Genomic DNA, 22,381 nt, shown 5'->3' with positions numbered 1-22,381 from the left:
CGGCGTTGCGGCGGGCTGGCTTGTCAGCCGCTGCCGCCGACCTTCAACCACCTCCCAGACAACACCCGATTGCTATGCTGCTGATTCCCGCCATCGACCTGAAAGATGGTCACTGTGTACGCCTCAAACAGGGCGATATGGACCAGGCGACGATATTTTCCGAGGAACCGGCGGCGATGGCCCGGCATTGGGTCGATCGCGGCGCCCGCCGTCTGCACCTCGTCGACCTGAATGGCGCGTTCGCCGGCAAGCCGAAAAACGAAGACGCGATCCGCGCGATCATCGAGGAAGTGGGCGGTGAGATTCCCGTCCAGCTGGGCGGCGGCATCCGCGATCTGAACACGATCGAGCGCTATCTGGACGACGGCTTGTCGTACGTCATCATCGGCACGGCCGCGGTGAAGAATCCCGGCTTCCTGCAGGATGCGTGCACCGCTTTCGGCGGCCATATCATCGTCGGTCTGGATGCGAAAGACGGCAAGGTCGCGACAGACGGCTGGAGCAAGCTGACCGGCCATGAAGTGGCCGATCTGGCGCGCAAGTTCGAGGATTACGGCTGCGAGTCGATCATCTACACGGACATCGGTCGCGACGGCATGCTCCAGGGCATCAACATCGAAGCGACGGTGCGTCTCGCCCGCGCGGTGAAGATTCCGGTGATCGCGAGCGGCGGTTTGTCGAACCTCGCCGATATCGAGTCGCTATGCGAAGTCGAGGACGAAGGCATCGAAGGCGTGATTTGCGGCCGGGCGATCTACTCGGGCGATCTGGACTTCGCGGCGGCGCAGACCCATGCGGACCGGTTGCGCGAATCGGACGACGCTTAAGGCTCGAATCAAGGCTCGAAGCGCGAGGCGTCGCGATCGATTTGAAGACGACGCTGCGGCGGAACTAAAGGCGCACGCAACGGCGCGTTCTGAAATCGTGTCAAGCCGCAGGCGTCGCTGTTCGACATCCTTACGGCCTGACGCGGCTAGCCGCGCCGGCACTGTGCCGCTCGCTCAAGGTTGACGCGAGCGGCCTCATCAGCGGTATTGGCAGAATTGCAAGATCATGGCTCTAGCTAAACGCATCATCCCCTGTCTCGACGTCACGGCTGGACGCGTGGTCAAGGGCGTCAACTTCGTCGAGCTGCGCGACGCCGGCGACCCCGTCGAAATCGCGCGCCGCTACGACGATCAGGGCGCCGACGAACTGACCTTCCTCGACATCACCGCCACCTCCGACCAGCGCGATCTGATCCTGCCGATCATCGAAGCGGTCGCCTCCCAGGTGTTCATTCCGCTCACGGTCGGCGGCGGCGTGCGCGCGGTCGAAGACGTGCGGCGTCTGTTGAACGCGGGTGCGGACAAGATCAGCATGAACTCGTCGGCGGTCGCGAATCCGCAACTCGTACGCGACGCGACGGACAAATACGGCTCGCAATGCATCGTCGTCGCCATCGACGCGAAACGCGTCTCCGCGGACGGCGAGGCGCCGCGCTGGGAAGTCTTCACGCATGGCGGCCGCAAGGCTACCGGCCTTGAAGCCGTCGAATGGGCGCGCAAGATGGCCGAACTGGGCGCGGGCGAAATCCTGCTGACCAGCATGGACCGCGACGGCACGAAGAGCGGCTTCGACCTGGCGCTCACGCGGGCGGTGTCCGACGCGGTGCCGATTCCCGTGATCGCCTCGGGCGGCGTCGGCTCGCTCCAGCATCTGGCCGACGGCATCAAGAACGGCCACGCGGACGCAGTGCTCGCCGCCAGCATCTTCCACTACGGCGAACACACCGTGGGCGAGGCCAAGCGCTTCATGGCCGATCAAGGCATTTCGGTGAGGTTGTGACGTGGTGAATCCCTCGGCGGTAGAGTGGCTCGACAAGGTCAGGTGGGACGCGAACGGCCTCGTGCCGGTGATCGCGCAGGAGGCGTCGACTAACGACGTGCTGATGTTCGCGTGGATGAACCGCGAAGCCCTGGCGAAAACCATTGAATTGGGCCGCGCGGTGTATTTCTCGCGCTCGCGCCAGCGCTTGTGGTTCAAGGGCGAAGAATCCGGCCATGTGCAGCATGTGCATGAAGTGCGGCTCGATTGCGACGAAGACGTCGTGCTGCTGAAGGTCGAGCAGGTGTCGGGCATCGCGTGCCACACCGGCCGCCACTCGTGCTTTTTCCAGAAATTTGAAGGCACGGTCGAAGATGGCGATTGGGTCGCCGTCGATCCCGTGCTGAAAGACCCCGAACACATCTACAAATGACGCAATCCACGCAATCCACGCACTCCACGGAACCCGCTTCGTCCACTCGCGACACGTTGCTGCGCCTCGCGGCGATCATCGACAGCCGCAAGGGCGGCGATCCGGACGTCTCGTACGTGTCGCGCCTGTTCCACAAGGGTGATGACGCGATTCTCAAGAAGATCGGTGAAGAGGCCACCGAAGTCGTGCTGGCCGCCAAAGACACGCGTCACGGCGGCGCGCCGAAAGCGCTGGTCGGCGAAGTGGCGGACCTGTGGTTTCATTGCCTCGTGATGCTGTCGCATTTCGACCTGAGCCCGGCTGACGTGCTTGCCGAACTTGAGCGCCGTGAAGGCCTGTCGGGTATCGAGGAAAAGGCGCTGCGCAAGAGCCGCGAGCGCGAGGAAAACGGCGACTGATTGTCGCCGCCTTGTTGCCGCCTTGTCGTTACCGTGTCAGCCGCGTCTTGAACTGGCGAACGTCGGCACCCACATTGCACTGAACGCATCGGATCGCATCCTCGGGAGGACGCAAGCATGGAACAGTCGCAAGGAAATTATCCGCCGCCGGCCTACCGCAACGCGACCGAGCCCGAGCGCGAACGCAGTCTGCGCACGCTCACGCATATCCTGTACGCGCTGTATGCGGTTCATTGGCTGACGGGTGGTCTGACGATTCTGATCGCGATCATCATCAACTACGTGAAGCGGCCTGATGTGGTGGGCACGCCTTACGAAGCGCATTTCGAGTGGCAGATCCGCTCGTTCTGGATGGCCTTGCTGGGTTACGCGATTGGCGGCGTGCTGCTGTTCGTGGTGATCGGCATTCCGGTTCTATGGGCCGTCAGTATCTGGATGTTGTACCGTATTATCAAAGGCTGGCTGTATCTGTACGATAACAAGCCGTTCGCGAATCCGCGCGGGTGGGTTTGAGTCGGGTCCGGTTGCGGCCGGGCGAGACATGAGCCGTCCCGCAGCACGCTTCGCGCTCTAGCCATACTGTGTCAGGAATACGATGAGCCACGACCCCAACTGCCTTTTCTGCAAGATCGCCGCCGGCGAGATTCCGTCGACCAAAGTCCATGAAGACGAGGAATTCGTTGCCTTCCGCGACATCCGTCCGGCAGCTGAAACGCACGTGCTGGTGATTCCCCGCAAACACGTCGCCACGCTGTCGAATTGCACCGAAAGCGAGGCACCGCTGCTTGGTAGAATGCTTGTTCTGGTGGCGCGTTTGGCCGACCAGCTGGGCGTGGCGTACACCGGCGGCGAGACCGGTTTCCGTACGGTGATCAATACGGGGCCGGGCGGCGGGCAAGAGGTGTATCACCTGCACGCGCACATCCTCGCTGGGCCGCGTCCGTGGCACCGAATGGGCTGACAGCAGAACCGGCTCAGAAAAATAAGTGCGGGCTGTGAGGCGCGCGGCGAGTTTTGGCCGTCGACAATACTACGGCCGTTGTTTTTGCTGCACTGTAACGACGCCGACGCGATCGTCAGGTCAGAATGGCACACCGTGTCGCGGGCTGAATCGGATAGCTCGCGGCAACGTATAGATGGAGCGTACGCGCTTCGATTCACGCCGCAAGGCGCACGAGTTTTGCCGCATCGAGAAGCGGTGTCGGGGTTAAGGAGAGTAGTCATGGGTTCGTTGAGCATTTGGCATTGGCTGATCGTGTTGTTGATCGTGGCGCTCGTGTTCGGCACGAAGAAGCTGCGCAATATCGGCACCGATCTGGGCGGCGCGGTGAAGGGCTTCAAGGAAGGCATGAAGGAAGCCGAAACGCCCGCAGGTGAAGCGCAGCAGCAGCGCGAACTGCCGCGCAACGGCACCGTGGACGTGGACGCGAAGGAAAAGACGCCGCGTTCCGGCGATTACCGCTAAGCCGCGGCCCAACCGCGCGTTACTGACGGACACTCCACTTCATGCTGGACCTCGGTCTAACCAAGATGGCGCTGATCGGCGTCGTCGCGCTGGTCGTACTCGGGCCTGAGCGCCTGCCTCGCGTCGCCCGCACGGCCGGCGCGCTGTTCGGCCGCGCGCAGCGGTATATCAACGACGTGAAGGCTGAAGTCACCCGTGAAATCGAACTCGACGAATTGCGTCGCATGAAGACCGAGTTTGAAGCGGCGGCCAGCAACGTCGAAACCAGCGTTCAGGACAATCTGCGCAAGCACGAGACCGAACTGAACGACGCGTGGAATAGCGGGACGTCGGTGTCGCCGAGCATTGCCGGCGGCGCGCTTGAAGATGCCGGCAATGCCTCGTGGCCGATCAGCACGCCGGCGGCAGGCCCCAAACGCAAGAACTGGCGCGTCAAACAGACCGCCATGCCCACCTGGTACAAGCGCGCCACCACGCGCCGCACGCGTGTGCAGTCGGGCGCGGCGCGCGTGGCGCGGCATACGCCGGCCACCATGCGTCGTCCGACGCGGTTCTTCTGATGATCAGAACGACAATCTCCAACCGAGGGCCGGTGTGAGCGACCCCCAGCAAACCCAGGACGAAGGCACTGAAGAGACCTTCATTTCGCACCTCGTTGAATTGCGCGACCGCATCATCCGCGCCGGCCTTGCCGTTATCGTGGTGTTTGTCGGGCTCGTGTATTGGGCGCCGGATATCTTCCGGCTGCTGGCGCGACCCTTGATGCAGAATCTGCCGAAGGACGGCAAGATGATCGTCACCGACGTCACCGGCTCGTTCTTCGTGCCGATGAAGGTGACCATGCTCGTCGCCTTCGTGATCGCGCTGCCGATCGTGCTGTACCAGATCTGGGCGTTCGTCGCGCCGGGCTTGTATCAGCATGAGAAGAAGCTGGTCGGGCCGTTGGTGGGCAGCAGCTACACGCTGTTCCTGTGCGGCATGGCGTTCGCGTACTTTGTGGTGTTTCCGACCATCTTCCGCGTGATGGCGCATTACAACGCGCCGCTCGGCGCGGAGATGACCACGGATATCGACAATTACCTCAGCTTCGTGCTGACCATGTTCATCGCATTCGGCGTGACGTTCGAAGTGCCGATTGTCGTGGTGTTGCTGGTCCGCATGAACGTGCTGACCATCAAGAAACTCAAGGAAATCCGTCCGTATGTGATCGTGGGCGCGTTTGTGATTTCAGCGGTGGTGACGCCGCCGGACGTGTTCTCGCAACTGATTCTGGCGATCCCGCTGATCGTGCTGTACGAGGCGGGCATCATTGCGGCGCGGTTGATTGTCGGCAAGCAGCCGGCAGTTGTTGAAGACGCAAGTTCGCCGAATTGAACGACACGCACTTCACACGCTAGTTGGCGCAGGCGGGTAAGCCAACGACCACGCGAATCAAAAAGGGCAGTCCGTAATGGACTGCCCTTTTTTGTTTTGCGGAGGCGGTTGCGTATGTATTCTTCAACCGCCGTCGTCGTCCTGATCGCCGCCGCCATTGTCTTCTGCCGGTTGCTTCGGCGGAGGCGGGCGCTTGCCGATGGTCACGTCCAGATCGATCTCGTGGCTCTTGCGCACCAGATGAATCTTCGCCGCCGTGCCCGGCTTGATCTGTGCGATCACGTTCAACAGGCGCGTGGTGTCGGTGATCTCCTGGCCATTCACGCTCACCAGGATGTCGCCCGGCTTGATGCCCGCACGGTCGGCCGGTCCGTTCTTCAGCACGCCTGCGACAATCGCGCCCGACTTCTGCTCGAGCCCGAACGATTCGGCGATTTCCGGCGTCACGTCCTGGGGTTCCACGCCGATCCAGCCGCGCGTGACCGAGCCCGTTGTGATGATGCTCTCCAGCACGCTGCGCGCGGTCGAGACAGGAATCGCAAAGCCGATGCCGAGCGAGCCGCCTGAGCGCGAATAGATGGCGGTATTGATGCCGAGCAGATTGCCGTTCACGTCGACCAGCGCGCCGCCCGAATTGCCCGGGTTAATGGCCGCGTCGGTCTGAATGAAGTTTTCGAACGTGTTGATGCCGAGGTGATTGCGCCCGAGCGCACTGACAATGCCCATGGTCACCGTCTGGCCGACACCGAATGGATTGCCGATCGCCAGCACCACGTCGCCCACGCGCGTCTGCTCCATGCGGCCTAGCGTGATGGTGGGCAGATTGGTCATGTTGACCTTCAGCACGGCCAGATCGGTCTCGGGATCGACGCCGATCACCTTGGCGTTGGTGGTGCGGCCGTCGGCGAGCGCGATTTCGATCTGATCGGCGCCGTCCACGACGTGCTGGTTCGTTAGAATGTAACCTTCCGAACTCACTATCACCCCAGAGCCGAGATTCGACGCGGGTTGCTCCTGCTGCTTGCCTTTGTTCTTGTCGCCGAAGAAGTAGCGGAACAGCGGATCTTTCGCACGCGGATCGGGCGGCAGTGAGCCATCCTTGCTGGAGAACACGTTGACCACCGCGGGCATGGCTTTTTGCGCGGCGTCTGCATAAGACGCCTGTGCCGGGCCGGTGCCGATGCCTGGCGCCACTTCCCGAAGAGCGACGATCGGTTCGGCGAGTTGCTTGCCGAATTGCCCTTGACGCTGGAGCCACTGCGGTTTGAGGGTCGCAATGATGAACATCAGCGCCAACAGCACAGTCACCGCTTGGGCAAAGAACAGCCAAAAGCGTCTAAGCATCTGAAGACTAGAGGTTTATATGGATCGGATCGAACTTGAATTGTACTTGAACAATCTCCTTGAAACCGCGCGCTTCAAGGACTATTGCCCCAATGGATTGCAGGTGGAGGGGCGTCGCCGGGTCAACAAGCTCGCGACCGGCGTGACGGCTTCGGTCGCCTTTCTCGAGGCCGCGCTCGACTGGGGGGCGGACGCCGTGCTGGTTCATCACGGCTACTTCTGGCGCAACGAGGCGCCGCAGATCGTCGGCCGCAAACACGCGCGCCTGAAGCTGCTGATCGCCAACGACCTGAACCTGTTCGCCTATCACCTGCCGCTCGACGACCATCCCGAGTTCGGCAACAACGCGCAGATCGGCGCGAAGATGGGCTGGATCAGCGACGCGCGCTTCGGCGAGAACGATCTCGGCTGGCTCGCCACGTTTCCGATGCCGATCACGCTCGCGCACTTCACCGCGCAAGTCGAGCAGACGCTCGGCCGCACGCCGCTCGTGTTCGGCGACCCGGATCGCGAATTGCGCCGCGTGGGCTGGTGCACCGGCGCCGCGCAAGGCATGTTCGACGCCGCGATCAATGCCGGCGCCGACGTCTACCTGACCGGCGAAGTGTCGGAGTCGGTGATGCATACCTCAGCGGAAAGCGGGGTGGCGTTCCTCGCGGCCGGCCATCACGCCACCGAGCGTTTCGGTGTGCAGGCGGTGGGCAAGCATCTGTCCGAGCAGTTCGACATCGAACACGTGTTTATCGATATCCCCAATCCCGTTTGAATTGAAATTCGGCATTAGATAAGAAAAAGGCACGAATAACGTAGAGGGCGCTTAAAAGGAGGTACGAAAAAGTTTGCGATGCGTACGGAGAAACCCTGACTTATCAAGGGCTTCGCACGGTTTTTGGCAATGGGGCCTTGTAAATGCCGACTCCATTCGCGCAAACTAGCGGCGGTAGAAGCGACGTGAAGGAAAAATCCAACTCAGAAGTGGGGCGTGTAATGCGAGACAAGGAAGATGAACGCGTCGACGGCGGCCGCCGTACCTGGCTGATAGCGACGACCGTAGCAGGTGGCATAGGAGGCGTTGCCACTGTCGTACCCTTTGTTAGTTCGTTTGCACCATCTGAAAAGGCCAAGGCGGCGGGCGCCCCGGTCGAAGTCGATATCAGCGATCTCAAACCCGGCGACATGAAGACCGTCGCCTGGCGCGGTAAGCCGGTGTGGATCATCAACCGCACCGACAAAATGCTCGCCGATGTTCAGAAAGCCGATAACGAAGTAGCGGATCCTCACACCACGAATCCTTTTTCGATGCCGTTGCCGGAGTACTGCAACAACGAATTCCGTTCGCGCACCGATCACAAGAACCTTTTCGTCGCCGTCGCCGTGTGCACCCATCTGGGCTGCACGCCGACGCCGCGCTTCCAGGAGGGCGCGCAGCCCAATCTTCCCGACGACTGGCCAGGCGGCTTTCTGTGCCCTTGCCACGGCTCGACCTACGACATGGCCGGCCGCGTCTTCAAGAACAAACCTGCGCCGCAGAACCTCGACATCCCGCCTTACATGTTCACGTCGGCCACCGGCCTCGTGATCGGCAAGGACGAGAAAGGAGAAGCGTAATGGCGATCGAACACGAAGTAGAGACAACCGGGCTGGCCGGCTGGATCGACCGCCGGTTTCCCATGACGTCCACTTGGAAAAAGCACGTTTCCGAGTACTACGCGCCGAAGAACTTCAACTTCTGGTACTTCTTCGGTTCGCTCGCGCTGCTGGTGCTGGTCAATCAGATCGTCACCGGCATTTTCCTCACGATGAACTACAAGCCCGACGCGACGCTCGCGTTTTCGTCGGTCGAGTACATCATGCGCGAGGTGCCGTGGGGCTGGCTGATCCGCTATATGCACTCCACGGGCGCGTCGATGTTCTTCGTCGTCGTGTATCTGCACATGTTCCGCGGGCTCATGTACGGCTCTTACCGCAAGCCGCGCGAGCTGGTGTGGATCTTCGGCTGCGCGATCTTTCTGTGCCTGATGGCCGAGGCGTTCTTCGGCTACCTGCTGCCGTGGGGCCAGATGTCGTTCTGGGGCGCGCAGGTAATCGTGAACCTGTTTTCGGCGATTCCGTTCATCGGACCGGACCTGTCGCTGTGGATTCGTGGCGACTATGTGGTCTCGGACGTCACGCTGAACCGTTTCTTCGCGTTCCACGTGATTGCGATCCCGCTGGTGCTGATCGGGCTGGTGGTCGCGCACCTGGTGGCGCTGCACGAAGTGGGGTCGAACAACCCCGATGGCATCGAGATCAAGGCGAAGAAGGGTCCGGACGGCATTCCGCTCGACGGCATCCCGTTCCACCCGTATTACTCGGTGCACGATTTCATGGGCGTGTCGGTGTTCCTGCTGATTTTCGCGGCGATCATCTTCTTCGCACCGGAGATGGGGGGCTACTTCCTCGAGGCGAATAACTTCGTCCCGGCCAATCCGCTGCAAACGCCGCCGGAGATCGCCCCGGTGTGGTACTTCACGGCTTTCTACGCGATGCTGCGCGCCACGACCGATCCGTTCAAGATCGTGCTGATGGTTGTGATCGCGTTGCTCGGCCTGCTCGCGCTGGTCCGCGCACGCGGCAAATGGAAGCTCGGCTTGCCCGTGCTCGCCGTGCTGGTGATTCTGGCCATGGCGTTCACCGAATCGAAGTTCTGGGGCGTGGTGGTGATGGGCAGCGCGGTGATTTCGCTGTTCTTCCTGCCGTGGCTCGATCGCTCGCCGGTGAAGTCGATCCGTTACCGGCCGTTTTTTCACAAGGTGTTCTACGGAATCTTCGTGGCCGCGTTCCTGACGTTGGCCTTCCTCGGCACGAAGCCGCCGTCGCCGGCCGCCACGTTGATCGCCCAGATCTGCGCCCTGATCTACTTCGCATTTTTCCTCGGTATGCCGTTCTGGACGCGGCTTGGCACGTTCAAGCAGCCGCCCGAACGGGTGCGGTTCAAGCCTCACTAATCGCGAGCCAGGAGAATACGAAGATGAAAAAACTGCTTACGAAGTGCGCGCTGATCGGCGCGACACTGCTCGCGGTGCTGGCTGGACCGGCGCACGCGGACGAGAATTTCCCTCTCGACCGCGCGCCCGATAACGCGGAGAATTTTGCTTCGTTGCAGCACGGCGCCCAATTGTTTGTAAACTACTGCCTGAATTGCCATAGCGCGAATCTGATGCGCTACAGCCGGCTGACCGACCTTGGCATCAAGCCGAGCGAAATCCAGTCCAACCTGCTGTTCACCACGGATAAAGTCGGCAACACCATGACTGTGGCGATGCGCCCGGACGACGCGAAAGCGTGGTTCGGCGCGAGTCCGCCGGATTTGTCGGTGGAAGCACGGGCGCGCGGCAAGGACTGGTTGTACACGTACCTGCGCAGCTTCTATCGCGACAATACGCGGCCGACCGGCTGGAACAATCTGGTGTATGAAAACGTGAGCATGCCTCATGTGCTGTGGCAGCTTCAGGGGCAACGTACCGCGAAATTCGGTGACGCAGTCGACGAAAAAACAGGCGAAACGGTGCACAAATTTGTCGGCTTCCAACAGGTCACGCCGGGGACGATGTCGCCGGTAGATTATGATTCTGCTGTGGCCGACCTCGTGTCGTACCTGTCATGGATGTCCGAACCGACGCAGAAAACCCGCAAACAGCTTGGCGTGTGGGTGCTGCTGTTCCTCGGCATCCTGAGCTTTTTCGCCTGGCGACTGAACGCCGCGTACTGGAAACATATCAAATAATCACGCCGTCACCCGGCGTGGGGCCGGCGCCAGGAAAAACCTGCTGAACGGTTTTTCCGCGCGCTGGCCTTTCAGCTTTTTGAGGAAACGTAAATATGATGGTTCTGTATTCCGGCACAACTTGCCCGTTCTCCCAGCGCTGCCGGCTGGTGTTGTTCGAAAAGGGCATGGACTTCGAGATCCGCGACGTCGACCTGTTTAACAAGCCGGAAGACATCGCTGTGATGAATCCGTATGGTCAGGTGCCGATTCTCGTCGAACGGGACCTGATTCTGTACGAATCGAACATCATCAACGAGTACATCGACGAGCGCTTCCCGCACCCGCAACTGATGCCGGCCGATCCGGTTCAGCGCGCCCGCGCCCGTCTGTTCCTGCTGAACTTCGAAAAGGAACTGTTCGTTCACGTCGGCACCCTCGAAAACGAAAAGGGCAAGGCCGCTGAAAAGAATCACGAGAAGGCACGTCTCGCGATCCGCGATCGCCTGACGCAGCTCGCCCCGATCTTCCTGAAGAACAAGTACATGCTCGGCGAAGAGTTCTCGATGCTGGACGTCGCGATCGCGCCGTTGCTGTGGCGTCTGGATCACTACGGCATCGAGCTGTCGAAGAACGCTGCACCGCTGATGAAGTACGCCGAGCGCATTTTCAGCCGCCCGGCTTATATCGAAGCGCTGACACCTTCGGAAAAGGTGATGCGTCGTTGAGTTTGGCTTTGGGGTGAGGGCGCCGCGTCTCGATTGTTTTCCGTGTGCGCCCAAACCCGGTAAGAGGACTGTTGATGCAAGAGATTTCCACCAAGCCTTATCTGCTGCGCGCGCTGTACGAGTGGTGTACGGATAACGGCTACACGCCGCATATCGCGGTCCGGGTCGACAATCAGACGCGCGTGCCGCGCCAGTTCGTGCGCGATAACGAGATCGTATTGAACATCAGCTTCGAGGCGACCAGCCAGTTGCAGATGGGCAATGAATGGATCGAGTTCAGCGCGCGCTTTTCCGGCAAGTCGCACAAGATCGAAGTGCCGATCGCCAATATTCTCGCGATCTACGCGCGTGAAAATGGGCAGGGCATGGCGTTCCCGGTCGAATCGGCGGGCGGTGAAGCGCAGGATTCGGGCGCGGACGCGGAACAGGCCGACGAAACCGAGTCGCCCGCCGCGCCCGTCAGCGTGGCGCCGCGTGCGGTCGAAACGTCGTCTTCCGCCGCCGATGCTGCCTCCGCCAAGGCGGATAGCGCGACCGAAGGTCCGCAGCCTGACGATGACGGATCAAAAGGTGGCGGAAGGGCTCGCCTCAAGATCGTGAAATGAAGTAGAATCACGGCCTCATGCCGGCTTAGCTCATCAGGTAGAGCGCTTGACTTGTAATCATGAGGTGGCGGGTTCGAGTCCTGCAGCCGGCACCAGTAGTATGAAAACGGGTTTCTGAATCATTTCAGAAACCCGTTTTTTATTTCAGATATCCGGCCGCGAGTGCGCTGCAAGCGAACGGCTGGATGCTGTCCGAGACGTGTTGGGTTTGCTTGCGGCGGCCCTTGCTTCACGACTGGGGGACTTGAAGGCTTGTCGACTCAAGGTATTGGCGAGACCCCAGAAGGCTCGTTTTCGCCATATCTCTTTCACCTTGTCGATTGTGGACATTTTAGTCTACGTCTTGCCGGTGGACCGCAGCAGGAGACGGTGGCATCAGCCTCTTCGGGCGGCCGCCAACAGATACCGCCCCGCGAATCTGACCGACAGAGGTACTATTCGGGCGTCAGTCGGCATCACGATCAGTCACTCCGGCGGGCAACGCCCCCAAGACGCGGTGTTTCGCCGCGTCACTTCCGCAACACAGACCCCACCTTCATCATGACCAGCCCCGCAACCCTCACCTGGCCCGAAGCCGACGGCCCCCGCACTGCGCGTTGGCGCTCCGAAGCCGCGGTGCCGCCGCCCAAGCGCGTAATCGTCGCCGACGACCGCACTACCGCCGACTCCGCCTACCGTCTCGCGTGCGAAGGCACCGCGCTGCTCTGGAACGGCGATTTTCAGAACGCCCGTCAGTTGCTGCAGGCGGTCACGCGCCGGTTGGAGCGCAAGCCGCGCAGGCAGGGCGAAACGCCGATCGACGCGTTCAACCTGCATCGTCAGGCGCAGTCGCAACGCGCCCGCACGCTCGGCATGATCCTGATTCCGCTCGACGCCGCCTACACGATTCCGTTGCGCCGAGCGCCAGACGTGCAACAGGCCTGCATCGAAACCTACGGGCTGCCGACCGACGAACCCTCGGTCGTGTCGCTGCGCGAATTGCTCGGTCTGATCGGTGCGCACGAGTGGCGCAAGAAGGGTGTGGAAATTCCAGTGCTGGGCGAGCGCATTCATCCGCACTACGGCGTGTTTTCACCGGTGCGCGGCGAATATGTGGATCTGGTCGCGCGCACGCCGTTGCCGTCGCTGAACAAGGCGTTCGATATCGGCACGGGTACGGGCGTGCTGGCCGCGCTGCTCGCCAAACGCGGTGTGAAGAAAATCATCGCGACCGACCAGGACCCGCGAGCGCTGGCGTGCGCGCGCGAGAACCTCACGCGTCTCGGCTACGATCAGCAAGTCGAGGTCGTGCAGGCCGATCTGTTTCCGGAAGGCCGTGCGCCGCTGGTGATCTGCAATCCGCCGTGGGTGCCGGCGCGGCCCGCGTCACCGATCGAATACGCGATCTACGATTCGGAAAGCCGCATGCTGCTCGGCTTCCTGAACGGCCTGGCGGAGCATTTGTCACCGGGCGGGGAAGGCTGGCTGATCATGTCGGACTTCGCCGAGCATCTCGGATTGCGTACGCGCGAGTGGCTGCTTGCCGCCATAGAAAAGGCGGGGCTGACCGTGGTGGGTCGCGAGGATATTCGTCCACGGCACCCGAAGTCGACCGATGAAACCGACGCGCTGCATACGGCGCGCATGGCTGAAGTGACGTCGCTGTGGCGTCTGAAGGCGCGCTAAACGGTGGCAGGCAGAGGGAGCGCGATGACGCGCAACGAGGCGCCGCTGACGAGCGGCGTGTCAGACCGGGAAGCCGCGCGCCTCGAGATACGCTAATGCGCCGCGTCCGGCCGCCAGCCCGCTGGCGAAGCAGGCCGTGAGCAGATAGCCGCCGGTCGGCGCTTCCCAGTCGAGCATCTCGCCCGCGCAGAACGCGCCGGGCAGATGCCGGATCATCAAATGTCGGTCCAGCGCCTCGAAGAGGATGCCGCCCGCCGTGCTGATGGCTTCCGCGATAGGCCGGGCGCGCGTGAGCCGCACCGGCAGCGCCTTGATTGCGTGCGCGAGGCCATTCGCATCGGCGAAGGCTTCCTTCGACAGAATCTCGTGCAGCAAGGCCAGCTTGACGCCTCCAATGCCGACTCTGCCATGCAGGTGAGTCGACATGGAGCGTGAGCCGCGCGGTCGCGTGACTTCGGCCACGACACGCTCCAACGTCAAGCCTGGCGCCAGGTCCAGCGTGATCGTGACGTCGCCGTCGGCGAGAATCTGCTCCCGGATGGCTGCCGACAGCGCGTAAATCAGGCTCCCTTCGAGGCCGGTTTCGGTTAGAAGTATTTCACCTTGTCGATTGTGGACATTATTGTCTACATCGGTCAGCGTGATGGCCACCGATTTCACCGGCTGACCGGCGAAACGCTCACGCAGATAGGGGCTCCAGTCCGCTTCGAAGCCGCAGTTCGCGGGCCGCAACGGCGCCACCGGCACCTCGCGCGCGCTCAGCAGCGGCACCCAGGCAGCGTCCGATCCGAGCCGCGGCCAGCTTGCGCCGCCGAGTGCGAATACCACGGCATCGCAAATCACGCGTTGCTCGCCGTCGGGTGTGTCGAAGCGCAACGTGTGTGCGGCGGTGTCGCCGCCATCGTTGTCCCAGGCGGTCCACTTGTGGCGCATGTGGAATCGCACACCGGCTTCTCTCAACCGATGCAGCCACGCACGCAGCATCGGCGCCGCTTTCATATCGGTCGGAAAAACCCGCCCCGAACTGCCGACGAAGGTTTCGACGCCAAGCCCTTGCAACCAGGCCCGAAGGGCGTCGGGACCGAACGCATCGAGTAGCGGCGCGATCTGTTCGCGCCGCGCGCCGTAGCGGCCAAGAAACGGTTCGAGCGGTTCCGAATGCGTGATGTTCATACCGCCTTTGCCCGCCATCAGGAATTTGCGGCCGACCGATGGCATCGCGTCGTAGACGTCGACTTGTACGCCGTGCCGGGCGAGCGCCTCGGCGGCCATCAAGCCGGCGGGGCCGCCGCCGATCACGGCGACGCGGGCGAAAGCGAAGGAGGATGACATGCGGTCCTGCGGATGAGCGGGGGACGGCGCGTTGGCCTGATCTGACAATCAGGCGGCGCGAAGGGCGCTATTTTCACACCGCCGGCAACGCAGGGCAAACTGGGCGACCTGCGACCTGCGACCTGCGACCTGCGACCTGCGACCTGCGACCTATCGCCAGCCACCTTCAACCTTCAACCCGCCACCCGCCACCCGCCACCCGCGAACAGCCTAACGAGCTAGCGGCCAAAAAAAGCGCCGGGTTCGGGCGTGCCGCAATCCCCTGCGCTCACGTTCGATCCTTTGCTATTCAACCGCGCGAACTATACTTTTCAAATACCTTCCACCGGACGCAGCCCGCTTCTTCCCCGCGTCAAACTACCGCACCGCTTTCATTTCGCCCGACGTAGCCAACGCAGCCGCGTCGCGGCGGGCGACGTAGTCTGCGCGTCCGCGGTTTGTCCGGATGTTTCGACGTTTGATCAAGGAGATTGCCATGACTCGCAAATACATCGACTGTCGCGAGTTTCCGAGCGAAACGAATTGCACCGTTGCGCTGTCCGCCGACAGCGAGAGCGAGTTGCTCGACGCAGCCGTGCAGCATGCCGTCGCGGTGCACAAACATACGGATTCGCCGGAACTGCGCGCGCAGCTCAAGACGCTCTTTCACGAGGGCACGCCACCGGTCGAGGCGCCGCGCGCGTGATTCGCTGTCCTTTTCCTTGAGGATGGAGGCCGGCTGACCAGCACGAGCGGGCAGCGCGCCGCTTGTGCGGGTCGCGGCGTTGCGTGAGCGTGCTAGCCGGGATAGGCCTCATCCACCTTCAGTCCGGCCAGCTTGAAAATGACCCGCAGCGTTTGCGGTTTGATGTCGCGGCGCGAAGCAAGCGTTGTCATCACGAAGTCGAGTACTTTCGCGTACTTGAGCATCGTCAGGCACGTCTCCATGTCGACGCTGCCATCGCGCATGACTTCGGCCAGCCGCAGCATTTCGGTCGAGATGTCGCGGGCCATTTCCAGTTCGAGTTGCTGCTTTTCCGACCACGCAGGGGCGGCGGTGAGCTTCGCCAGCATTTCCTGAAACTTCTGCTCGACGTTTCCGTTGGGTACCGTGTCCATCGCTGCCTCTTCTATTATCCCGGCGCGCGTCCGTTTGAGATCGTGGCGCGCTGCTGGTTACGTAACGTTCGGTCCGTGTTCCGGGACCGTCCTCCCCACATGAATTCGGTTCGCGTGACCGATGTCACGGCCGACAGTCTGTTGTTATGCGCGACGCGGCTTACGCCTTCGGGTGAGCCGGCCCGCAAGATACTTTCAAGCCACGTCGGCAAACGTCCCGCATATCGTCTTTTGAGCAGGAAGTGTTCCAGGTTTGTGGCATTTCTCGCAGGGTCGACGCGGCCCCTTAGGTAAGCGGGCCGCGCTTTGGGTAAACTGACAGCAACTTTTCCTTTTTTCCGTCATCTGTCGCACGTTCGCGTTGCAATCGGTGGCGGTTCCCACGATGTCCAGCAAAACCCACGAAATCCGTCCGAACCAGTCCATCGAGCTGTTGAAGGAGCTTCACATCCTCACGCGCGACGGCAAGATGAACCAGGATAGCCGCCGCAAGCTGAAACAGGTCTACCACCTGTTCCAGTTCATCGAGCCGCTGCTGAAAGACCTCAAGGACCAGCAGGGCGCGGTGACGCTCGTCGACCATGGCGCGGGCAAGTCATATCTAGGTTTTATCCTGTATGACCTTTTCTTCAAGGAGTTTCAGGGCGCCGCTGGTGGGGCATCGCACATTTACGGCATCGAGACGCGCGAGGACCTCGTGACGAAATCCGAGGAGCTGGCCAACCGGCTGGGCTTCAAGGGGATGTCGTTCCTGAATTTGTCGGTGGCGGAGTCGATTACGTCAGACCGTTTGCCGGCGCAGATCGATATCGTGACGGCGCTGCACGCGTGCAATACGGCAACTGACGACGCGCTCCGGTTTGCTCTGGAAAAGCGTGCGAAGTACATCGTGGTGGTGCCCTGCTGCCAGGCCGAGGTGGCGGGCGTCTTGCGGCAGAACAAGGGTAAATCGCTGGGAAATGCGCTGACCGAAATCTGGCGGCATCCGCTGCATACCCGGGAATTTGGAAGCCAGATTACCAATGTGCTGCGCTGCCTGCAGCTGGAAGCGCATGGATATCAGGTGAGTGTGACCGAGCTGGTGGGGTGGGAGCATTCCATGAAGAATGAGCTGATTATTGCCCAGTTCAAGGACTTGCCGAGACGGCGGCCGGCCGAACGGCTGAATGAGGTGATGGAGACGCTCGGGATCGAGGAGCTGAAAGAGCGGTTCTTTGTCCCAGCCTGATCCGTCCCGCGGCGGTGGCTTTTTCACCGCCACCGCGCGCACTACCTTTTCATCAATTCATTCCAGCCTTTAAGACCAATCCGCCGAAGGGTTTCCTGATTCCGCTCATAAATAGCTTCGGCATCGGGAAAAGCCTGAACCGCCCGTTCAATACTATCCTCGCGAAGCAGATGCAAAATCGGATAGGGCGCCCGATTCGTGTAGTTCTCGATATCGTCGGGTTCGCTGTCTTCAAACTGATAATTCGGGTGAAAGCTGGCAATCTGAATAATGCCTTCCAGCCGTAGTTGTTTGATCATCCTCTCGGCAAAAAACAGGCAATCGTTATAGTCGAGAAAATCGCCGAGCGCGCGCGGTATAACCAGAAGCGTGGTGTCCAGCGCATCGGGATTCGCCGCGACGAGCGTCTGAATCTCGGTTTCGAGATCGGCCAAGACCCCTTCCATCTCCACCGCGTCGCTTACGGCATAGCGAATCTGCCCTTTCACATGCACGGATTTCGCAAAGGGGCACAAATTCAGCCCAATCACGGCCTGCGTCAGCCAATGACGCGTGGCGGCGATAACAGCATCATGAGATTCGGCGGGCGACGACATGGCAAGCAGCGAAAGAGGAAAGTGCCATTCTAACGGTGCGGAACGGCACCGATCCGCACCTGGCCGCAACACGACGACGAAACCTCAACCCGCTTGCGTCCCGCCGCACGCCGCGGCGATCAACTGCGCCGCCACCTTCGGGGCGGCAAGGATCGGTCCGCAGCCCGGGCCGTAGGTCTGGCTGGCCGCGTATACGCCTTCGATCATCAGACCCAGTCCGTTTGCCAACGCCGCCGGATCGTCGGCGCCTGCCGCGGTTGCCAATTCCAGAAGCCGCGCCATCAACCGTTCCTTGTTGCGAAACACGAATTGCCGCGCCGGATGCGTCGCATCGGAAAACTCCACCGACACATTCACGAACGGGCAGCCACGATAGTTGTCGACCGATGCACGCACCGCCAGGTCGTCGAAATATTGCTGAAGCTGCCTGGCCGGTTCGCCCGGATGCTTTGCAAAGCTCTTTTCCACGTAGCCGAAAAACTGCTCGTCCTTGCGCTCCAGATACGCCAGCACCAATTCGTCCTTCGAGGAAAACTGGCGGTACAAGCTCATCTTGTTCACGCCCGCGCGCTCGACCACCGCGTCGACGCCGACCGAGCGCACACCCTCGCGATAGAACAGTTCGTCTGCGGCGCGCAGCAGATGCTGCTGCGCCTCCGGGCCGGCCGTCTGCGTGCTGCGTGCTCGCCGTGCGCCGGTTGGCTTGGATGTTTCGCTGTCGGACATGGATGCCACCTGAATTGAATTGATGCCTTGACATGTTACCGAGCAGTAACTAAGATCGCAACACCATTGTGACAGATCAGTCACAAGTCCTTTACCGAAGTCGTAACAATGCGAGCGGCGCGGCCTGCGGGCGGGCGTCGATTGGAGAACCGATGAACTGGGCAGCGAGACTGATTGGCGGACGTTTCCATTACGGCTGGTTGACCGTGGCGGTGGTGTTTCTGGTGCTGCTGGCGGCGGCCGGCACGCGCGCCACGCCGAGCGTGATGATGGTGCCGCTGGAGCATCAATTCGGCTGGAGCCGAGCGACGATTTCGCTCGCGATCTCCGTGAACATCGCGCTCTACGGCCTGATGGGGCCGTTCGCCGCCGCGGCGATGCAGCGTTTTGGCGTGCGTCCCACGCTTCTGGCCGCGCTCGGCACGATGGCCGCGGGTGTGGCGTTGTCGTCGCTGATGACGCATCCGTGGCAAATGGTTCTGATCTGGGGCGTGATGGTTGGCGGCTCGACGGGTGTGGCGGCGCTGTCGTTGTCCGCGACGGTGGTGACGCGCTGGTTCACTACGCATCGCGGGCTGGTGATGGGGATTCTCACGGCCAGTTCGGCGACCGGCCAACTGGTGTTCCTGCCGATGCTCGCGGCCATCGCCGAGCATTACGGCTGGCGCCAGGTGGTGTGGGTCGTCGCGGGCGCGGCGGCGATCGTTTTGCCGCTGGTTGCGTTCCTGTTGCCGGAGCGGCCCGCGGATATGAAGCTGCGCCCGTTCGGCGAACCGGCCGACGCGCCGATCTCCACCTCGGTGACGAAACAGAATCCGCTGGCAATCGCCTTCGGCACACTCGCGATGGCGAGCAAGACGCGTGATTTCTGGCTGCTGTTCTTCAGCTTCTTCATTTGCGGCGCGAGCACCAACGGTTATGTCGGCACGCATTTGATCGCAATGTGCGGCGACTACGGCATGACCGAAGTGCAGGGCGCCTCCCTGCTTGCTGCAATGGGCATCTTCGATCTGTTCGGTACGACACTGTCGGGCTGGCTGTCGGACCGCTTCAATAGCCGCGTGTTGCTGTTCTGGTATTACGGTCTGCGTGGTTTGTCGCTGATGTATCTGCCGCACGCCTTCGGCATCGACTTCTTCGGCCTGCCGTTGTTCGCGGTGTTCTATGGACTCGACTGGATCGCCACGGTGCCGCCCACCGTGCGTCTCGCGACCGATGTCTACGGCAAGGATTCGGCGCCGGTCGTGTTCGGCTGGGTGGTCGCCGGCCACCAGCTCGGCGCGGCCTTCGCGGCGCTCGGTGCGGGCATGTTGCGCGCGAGCCTCGGCACGTACACGGTCGCATCGATGATTTCCGGCGGGTTGTGTCTGGTTGCCGCGGTGATCGTGCTGCGGATCAACCGGCCGGCCAAGGTGCCGGAGCCGCAAGCGGCGTGACGCTGCGCCCGTGTGCACGGTGAACGAAGCAAACCTGCGCGAACGGCCTCATACGAGGCCGTTTGCCATTGCAGCCCACGTGAAAACTAACTGACACGAGTTGGCGCGCGAGAGGCTCAGCCCGGTTATGCTATGACACCCCGGGCAGCCGCCCGTCGATCATGAATTTCGACCGAGAGAAGCGCATGACCAACAAACCCGCCCCTACCGCAGTTGCCATTCACGAGTTGATTGCAGGTCGCTGGAGCCCGCGTGCGTATTCGAGCGAGCCGGTGCGCCGCGAGGATCTGCAAGCAGTACTCGAAGCGGCACGCTGGGCGCCGTCTTCGTATAACGCGCAACCGTGGCGTTTCCTCGTATTCGACCGTGGCGTCGATGAAGTCTCGTTCAAGCAGGCTTTCGCCACGCTGGTGCCGTTCAATCAGGGCTGGAATGCGTCGGCGCCGGTGCTGATCGCGGTGACCACGCACACGCTCACCAGCAAGGGCGAAGTGAACCGTTGCGCACCGTACGACGCGGGTGCCGCGGCGATGGCGCTGGTGCTGCAGGCGCATGCGCTCGGCCTCGCCGCGCATCAGATGAGCGGCTTCGACCCGAACGCGTTCCGCACGGCGTTCAAACTGCCGCACGACGTCGACGTGATTGCCATCATTTCGCTCGGCCACTACGGCGACGTCGATAAACTCGATCCGGTGCTGCGTGAGCGCGAGAAGTCGGTGCGTCAACGTCTGCCGCTGGCCGATATTGCTTATGGCGGTGGGTGGAAGAAGGCGTTCTGAGCGTCTTGCAGCTTGGGTAGTGGTAAAAAACGCGCGGCGCTGACTGCGCGTTTTTCTATTCTGAGTCGTCTGCTTCGCTCAAGCAGCGTCATTCATTCCACGTTGTCCGCGACGCTCGAAAGCGGCGCGGCCACATGCTCAAGCGGCTTGCGCTCCGCATCCACACCCCAGATCGCGGCGATCGCCGCAGCGGCGAGCATCAGCCCCGAGCCGACCAGATAGCCCAAAAACACTTCGCTGCGCTGATGCGTATCGATCAGCCGGCCGAAAAACGCCGGGCCGATGATGCCGCCCAGCGCCGTACCGAACGCGTAGAACACCGCGATCGCCAAGGCGCGGATTTCCAGTGGAAATGATTCGCTGACTGTCAGATATGCCGAGCTCGCTGCCGCCGAGGCGAAAAAAAAGACCACCATCCACGCGATCGTCTGCGTCACGACGGTGAGCAGATGCTGCTCGAACAGGTAGCCGCTCAGCGTCAGCAGGATGCCGGACAGCGCGTAAGTCGAGGCGATCATCTTGCGTCGCCCGATGACGTCGAAAAGCCGGCCAAGCACCAGCGGTCCGAGGAAGTTACCGAGCGCGAATGGCAACAGATACCAGCCGATATGGTCGCCCGGAACCTGATAGAAATCGGTCAGCACCAGCGCATAGGTGAAAAAGATCGCGTTGTAGAAGAACGCCTGCGCGGTCATCAACGACAGGCCGACCAGCGCGCGTTGTCGATGCACGTTGAACAGCGTGTGAAACACCTCGCGCAGCGGGGTGTGTCCGCGTGCCCGCAGTCTTAGCCGCGTGAGGCCGTCGTCGGCGAGTGCATGGCCGGCGGTGCGAAAGCGCGTTTCGATGCCGTCGACGATCGAGCGCGCATCGCGTTCGCCGCCGTGCGTCAGCAGCCAGCGCGGACTTTCGGGCACCCAGATGCGCATCGGCAGAATCCCTAGCGCCAGCACCGCGCCGATGAAGAAACAGGCGCGCCAGCCCCAGTCGCCCGGCAGCAGATTCGGGTCGAGCAGGATCAAGGAGCCCGCCGCGCCGAGCGCTGCGCCGACCCAGAACGTGCCGTTGATGCCGAGATCGGTCCAGCCGCGCAACCGTGCGGGCGTGAACTCCTGAATCGTCGAATTGATCGCCGTATACTCGCCGCCGATACCGGCGCCGGTGAGAAAGCGAAACAGCAGAAAACTGGCCAGATTCCACGAAAAAGCGGTCGCTGCGGTAGCCGCCAGGTACACCGCGAGTGTCATGAAGAACAGCTTGCGACGGCCGAGCCGGTCGGTCATCCAGCCGAAGCCGAGCGCGCCGAGCACGGCGCCGGCAATGTAGGCGCTGCCGGCGAGGCCGACGTCGGCATTGGTCAGGTGCAGCGATGGGCTAGACTTCAACGCACTCGCGACGGCGCCTGCGAGCGTCACTTCAAGACCGTCGAGCAGCCACGTCACGCCCAGCGCCACAACGATCAGCGAGTGAAAGCGTCCCCATGGCAAACGGTCGAGCCGCGAGGGCAGGTCGGTTTCGATCACAGCGGCGTTTTTCTCGTGGACCACGGCGTTAGGCGGCGCGCTCATTGGTGCAAGTCTCCTCATTGCTGAAAATTGGTGGCGTATCCTGTCGAATTCAGCA

26 protein-coding genes and 1 tRNA gene are annotated in these 22,381 nt (G+C 61.9%); 21 read left to right on the top strand and 6 right to left on the bottom strand.

Annotated features, from left to right (window positions below; all coding sequences use genetic code 11):
• The first annotated feature begins 74 nt into the window (after positions 1 to 74).
• The 9 genes from hisA to tatC all read left to right on the top strand — a co-directional run bounded on the left by hisA (position 75) and on the right by tatC (position 5,476).
• The gene (hisA, locus tag DSC91_RS23905) at positions 75 to 827 is read left to right on the top strand and encodes a 1-(5-phosphoribosyl)-5-[(5-phosphoribosylamino)methylideneamino]imidazole-4-carboxamide isomerase (RefSeq protein ID WP_115781167.1); all 753 of its coding nucleotides are present in this window, start codon (positions 75 to 77) and stop codon (positions 825 to 827) included.
• Between the two features lie 226 nt (positions 828 to 1,053).
• Positions 1,054 to 1,827 carry an imidazole glycerol phosphate synthase subunit HisF gene (gene hisF / locus DSC91_RS23900; protein WP_115781166.1) on the top strand — a complete coding sequence of 258 codons (774 nt, stop codon included), beginning with the start codon at positions 1,054 to 1,056 and terminating at the stop codon, positions 1,825 to 1,827.
• 1 nt (position 1,828) lies between these two features.
• The gene (gene hisI, locus DSC91_RS23895; RefSeq protein WP_175172124.1) at positions 1,829 to 2,239 is read left to right on the top strand and encodes a phosphoribosyl-AMP cyclohydrolase; all 411 of its coding nucleotides are present in this window, start codon (positions 1,829 to 1,831) and stop codon (positions 2,237 to 2,239) included.
• The gene (locus tag DSC91_RS23890) at positions 2,236 to 2,637 is read left to right on the top strand and encodes a phosphoribosyl-ATP diphosphatase (protein WP_115781165.1); all 402 of its coding nucleotides are present in this window, start codon (positions 2,236 to 2,238) and stop codon (positions 2,635 to 2,637) included. The genes hisI and DSC91_RS23890 overlap by 4 nt, the downstream gene beginning before the upstream one ends.
• A gap of 117 nt (positions 2,638 to 2,754) precedes the next feature.
• Positions 2,755 to 3,150: a DUF4870 family protein gene (locus tag DSC91_RS23885; RefSeq protein ID WP_115781164.1), complete on the top strand. Its 396-nt coding sequence runs from the start codon at positions 2,755 to 2,757 to the stop codon at positions 3,148 to 3,150.
• An 82-nt stretch (positions 3,151 to 3,232) separates the two neighbouring features.
• The gene (locus DSC91_RS23880) at positions 3,233 to 3,598 is read left to right on the top strand and encodes a histidine triad nucleotide-binding protein (protein WP_115781163.1); all 366 of its coding nucleotides are present in this window, start codon (positions 3,233 to 3,235) and stop codon (positions 3,596 to 3,598) included.
• A 261-nt stretch (positions 3,599 to 3,859) separates the two neighbouring features.
• A complete protein-coding gene (gene tatA, locus DSC91_RS23875; protein ID WP_115781162.1) occupies positions 3,860 to 4,102 on the top strand; it encodes a Sec-independent protein translocase subunit TatA in 243 nt (80 codons plus the stop codon).
• A gap of 41 nt (positions 4,103 to 4,143) precedes the next feature.
• Positions 4,144 to 4,662 (top strand): Sec-independent protein translocase protein TatB, encoded by a 519-nt coding sequence (gene tatB / locus DSC91_RS23870; protein ID WP_115781161.1) that lies wholly within the window; start codon positions 4,144 to 4,146, stop codon positions 4,660 to 4,662.
• Between the two features lie 34 nt (positions 4,663 to 4,696).
• Positions 4,697 to 5,476: a twin-arginine translocase subunit TatC gene (gene tatC, locus DSC91_RS23865; RefSeq protein WP_115781160.1), complete on the top strand. Its 780-nt coding sequence runs from the start codon at positions 4,697 to 4,699 to the stop codon at positions 5,474 to 5,476.
• A 123-nt stretch (positions 5,477 to 5,599) separates the two neighbouring features.
• Here tatC and DSC91_RS23860 read toward each other — a convergent pair whose 3' ends face one another.
• Complete coding sequence (locus DSC91_RS23860; RefSeq protein ID WP_115781159.1) at positions 5,600 to 6,820, bottom strand: Do family serine endopeptidase; 1,221 nt, start codon at positions 6,818 to 6,820, stop codon at positions 5,600 to 5,602.
• 19 nt (positions 6,821 to 6,839) lie between these two features.
• Between DSC91_RS23860 and DSC91_RS23855 the strand changes: the two genes are divergently transcribed.
• The 8 genes from DSC91_RS23855 (at position 6,840) to DSC91_RS23820 (ending at position 13,563) form a co-directional block, all read left to right on the top strand.
• Positions 6,840 to 7,586, top strand: coding sequence for a Nif3-like dinuclear metal center hexameric protein (locus DSC91_RS23855; RefSeq protein ID WP_115781158.1), 747 nt, complete (start codon positions 6,840 to 6,842; stop codon positions 7,584 to 7,586).
• Between the two features lie 221 nt (positions 7,587 to 7,807).
• On the top strand, positions 7,808 to 8,428 hold the full coding sequence (gene petA / locus DSC91_RS23850; RefSeq protein ID WP_115781157.1) for a ubiquinol-cytochrome c reductase iron-sulfur subunit: 621 nt from the start codon (positions 7,808 to 7,810) through the stop codon (positions 8,426 to 8,428).
• On the top strand, positions 8,428 to 9,807 hold the full coding sequence (locus tag DSC91_RS23845) for a cytochrome b (protein ID WP_115781156.1): 1,380 nt from the start codon (positions 8,428 to 8,430) through the stop codon (positions 9,805 to 9,807). The genes petA and DSC91_RS23845 overlap by 1 nt, the downstream gene beginning before the upstream one ends.
• Before the next feature lie 23 nt (positions 9,808 to 9,830).
• The gene (locus DSC91_RS23840; RefSeq protein ID WP_115781155.1) at positions 9,831 to 10,586 is read left to right on the top strand and encodes a cytochrome c1; all 756 of its coding nucleotides are present in this window, start codon (positions 9,831 to 9,833) and stop codon (positions 10,584 to 10,586) included.
• A gap of 95 nt (positions 10,587 to 10,681) precedes the next feature.
• A complete protein-coding gene (locus tag DSC91_RS23835; protein WP_006052302.1) occupies positions 10,682 to 11,293 on the top strand; it encodes a glutathione S-transferase N-terminal domain-containing protein in 612 nt (203 codons plus the stop codon).
• Between the two features lie 74 nt (positions 11,294 to 11,367).
• The gene (locus DSC91_RS23830; RefSeq protein ID WP_115781154.1) at positions 11,368 to 11,898 is read left to right on the top strand and encodes a ClpXP protease specificity-enhancing factor; all 531 of its coding nucleotides are present in this window, start codon (positions 11,368 to 11,370) and stop codon (positions 11,896 to 11,898) included.
• A 19-nt stretch (positions 11,899 to 11,917) separates the two neighbouring features.
• Positions 11,918 to 11,993, top strand: a tRNA-Thr gene (locus tag DSC91_RS23825).
• A 445-nt stretch (positions 11,994 to 12,438) separates the two neighbouring features.
• Complete coding sequence (locus DSC91_RS23820; protein ID WP_115781153.1) at positions 12,439 to 13,563, top strand: methyltransferase; 1,125 nt, start codon at positions 12,439 to 12,441, stop codon at positions 13,561 to 13,563.
• A gap of 60 nt (positions 13,564 to 13,623) precedes the next feature.
• On the opposite strand, the gene DSC91_RS23815 is transcribed toward DSC91_RS23820, so the two are convergent.
• Entirely contained in the window at positions 13,624 to 14,895 is a 1,272-nt protein-coding gene (locus DSC91_RS23815) for a TIGR03862 family flavoprotein (RefSeq protein ID WP_115781152.1), read from the bottom strand.
• A 475-nt stretch (positions 14,896 to 15,370) separates the two neighbouring features.
• On the opposite strand from DSC91_RS23815, the gene DSC91_RS23805 reads away from it, so the two are divergent.
• The gene (locus tag DSC91_RS23805) at positions 15,371 to 15,580 is read left to right on the top strand and encodes a DUF1059 domain-containing protein (protein ID WP_115781151.1); all 210 of its coding nucleotides are present in this window, start codon (positions 15,371 to 15,373) and stop codon (positions 15,578 to 15,580) included.
• Positions 15,581 to 15,672: 92 nt separating this feature from the next.
• Here the strand turns inward: DSC91_RS23805 and DSC91_RS23800 are convergent, their stop codons facing one another.
• Positions 15,673 to 15,993 carry a type II toxin-antitoxin system HicA family toxin gene (locus DSC91_RS23800; protein ID WP_074282059.1) on the bottom strand — a complete coding sequence of 107 codons (321 nt, stop codon included), beginning with the start codon at positions 15,991 to 15,993 and terminating at the stop codon, positions 15,673 to 15,675.
• Positions 15,994 to 16,378: 385 nt separating this feature from the next.
• On the opposite strand from DSC91_RS23800, the gene DSC91_RS23795 reads away from it, so the two are divergent.
• Entirely contained in the window at positions 16,379 to 17,221 is an 843-nt protein-coding gene (locus DSC91_RS23795) for a class I SAM-dependent methyltransferase (RefSeq protein WP_115781150.1), read from the top strand.
• Between the two features lie 41 nt (positions 17,222 to 17,262).
• Here DSC91_RS23795 and DSC91_RS23790 read toward each other — a convergent pair whose 3' ends face one another.
• Together DSC91_RS23790 and DSC91_RS23785 are read right to left on the bottom strand one after the other, a co-directional pair.
• Positions 17,263 to 17,817: a DUF1415 domain-containing protein gene (locus DSC91_RS23790; protein ID WP_115781149.1), complete on the bottom strand. Its 555-nt coding sequence runs from the start codon at positions 17,815 to 17,817 to the stop codon at positions 17,263 to 17,265.
• A gap of 84 nt (positions 17,818 to 17,901) precedes the next feature.
• Positions 17,902 to 18,543 carry a TetR/AcrR family transcriptional regulator gene (locus tag DSC91_RS23785; RefSeq protein ID WP_115781148.1) on the bottom strand — a complete coding sequence of 214 codons (642 nt, stop codon included), beginning with the start codon at positions 18,541 to 18,543 and terminating at the stop codon, positions 17,902 to 17,904.
• Positions 18,544 to 18,695: 152 nt separating this feature from the next.
• Here DSC91_RS23785 and DSC91_RS23780 point away from each other — a divergent pair, with 152 nt between their 5' ends.
• Both DSC91_RS23780 and DSC91_RS23775 read left to right on the top strand, forming a co-directional pair.
• Positions 18,696 to 19,979, top strand: a complete 1,284-nt coding sequence (locus tag DSC91_RS23780) for an MFS transporter (protein ID WP_115781147.1) — start codon at positions 18,696 to 18,698, stop codon at positions 19,977 to 19,979.
• A gap of 185 nt (positions 19,980 to 20,164) precedes the next feature.
• Positions 20,165 to 20,758 (top strand): nitroreductase family protein, encoded by a 594-nt coding sequence (locus tag DSC91_RS23775; protein WP_175172121.1) that lies wholly within the window; start codon positions 20,165 to 20,167, stop codon positions 20,756 to 20,758.
• A 92-nt stretch (positions 20,759 to 20,850) separates the two neighbouring features.
• Here the strand turns inward: DSC91_RS23775 and DSC91_RS23770 are convergent, their stop codons facing one another.
• Complete coding sequence (locus DSC91_RS23770) at positions 20,851 to 22,326, bottom strand: MFS transporter (protein WP_115781145.1); 1,476 nt, start codon at positions 22,324 to 22,326, stop codon at positions 20,851 to 20,853.
• Positions 22,327 to 22,381: the final 55 nt, after the last annotated feature.

The organism is Paraburkholderia caffeinilytica (assembly GCF_003368325.1).
GTDB lineage: Bacteria > Pseudomonadota > Gammaproteobacteria > Burkholderiales > Burkholderiaceae > Paraburkholderia > Paraburkholderia caffeinilytica.
Note: the sequence above shows the minus strand (reverse complement) of the source record. Positions and strands in the feature narration are given on the sequence as shown.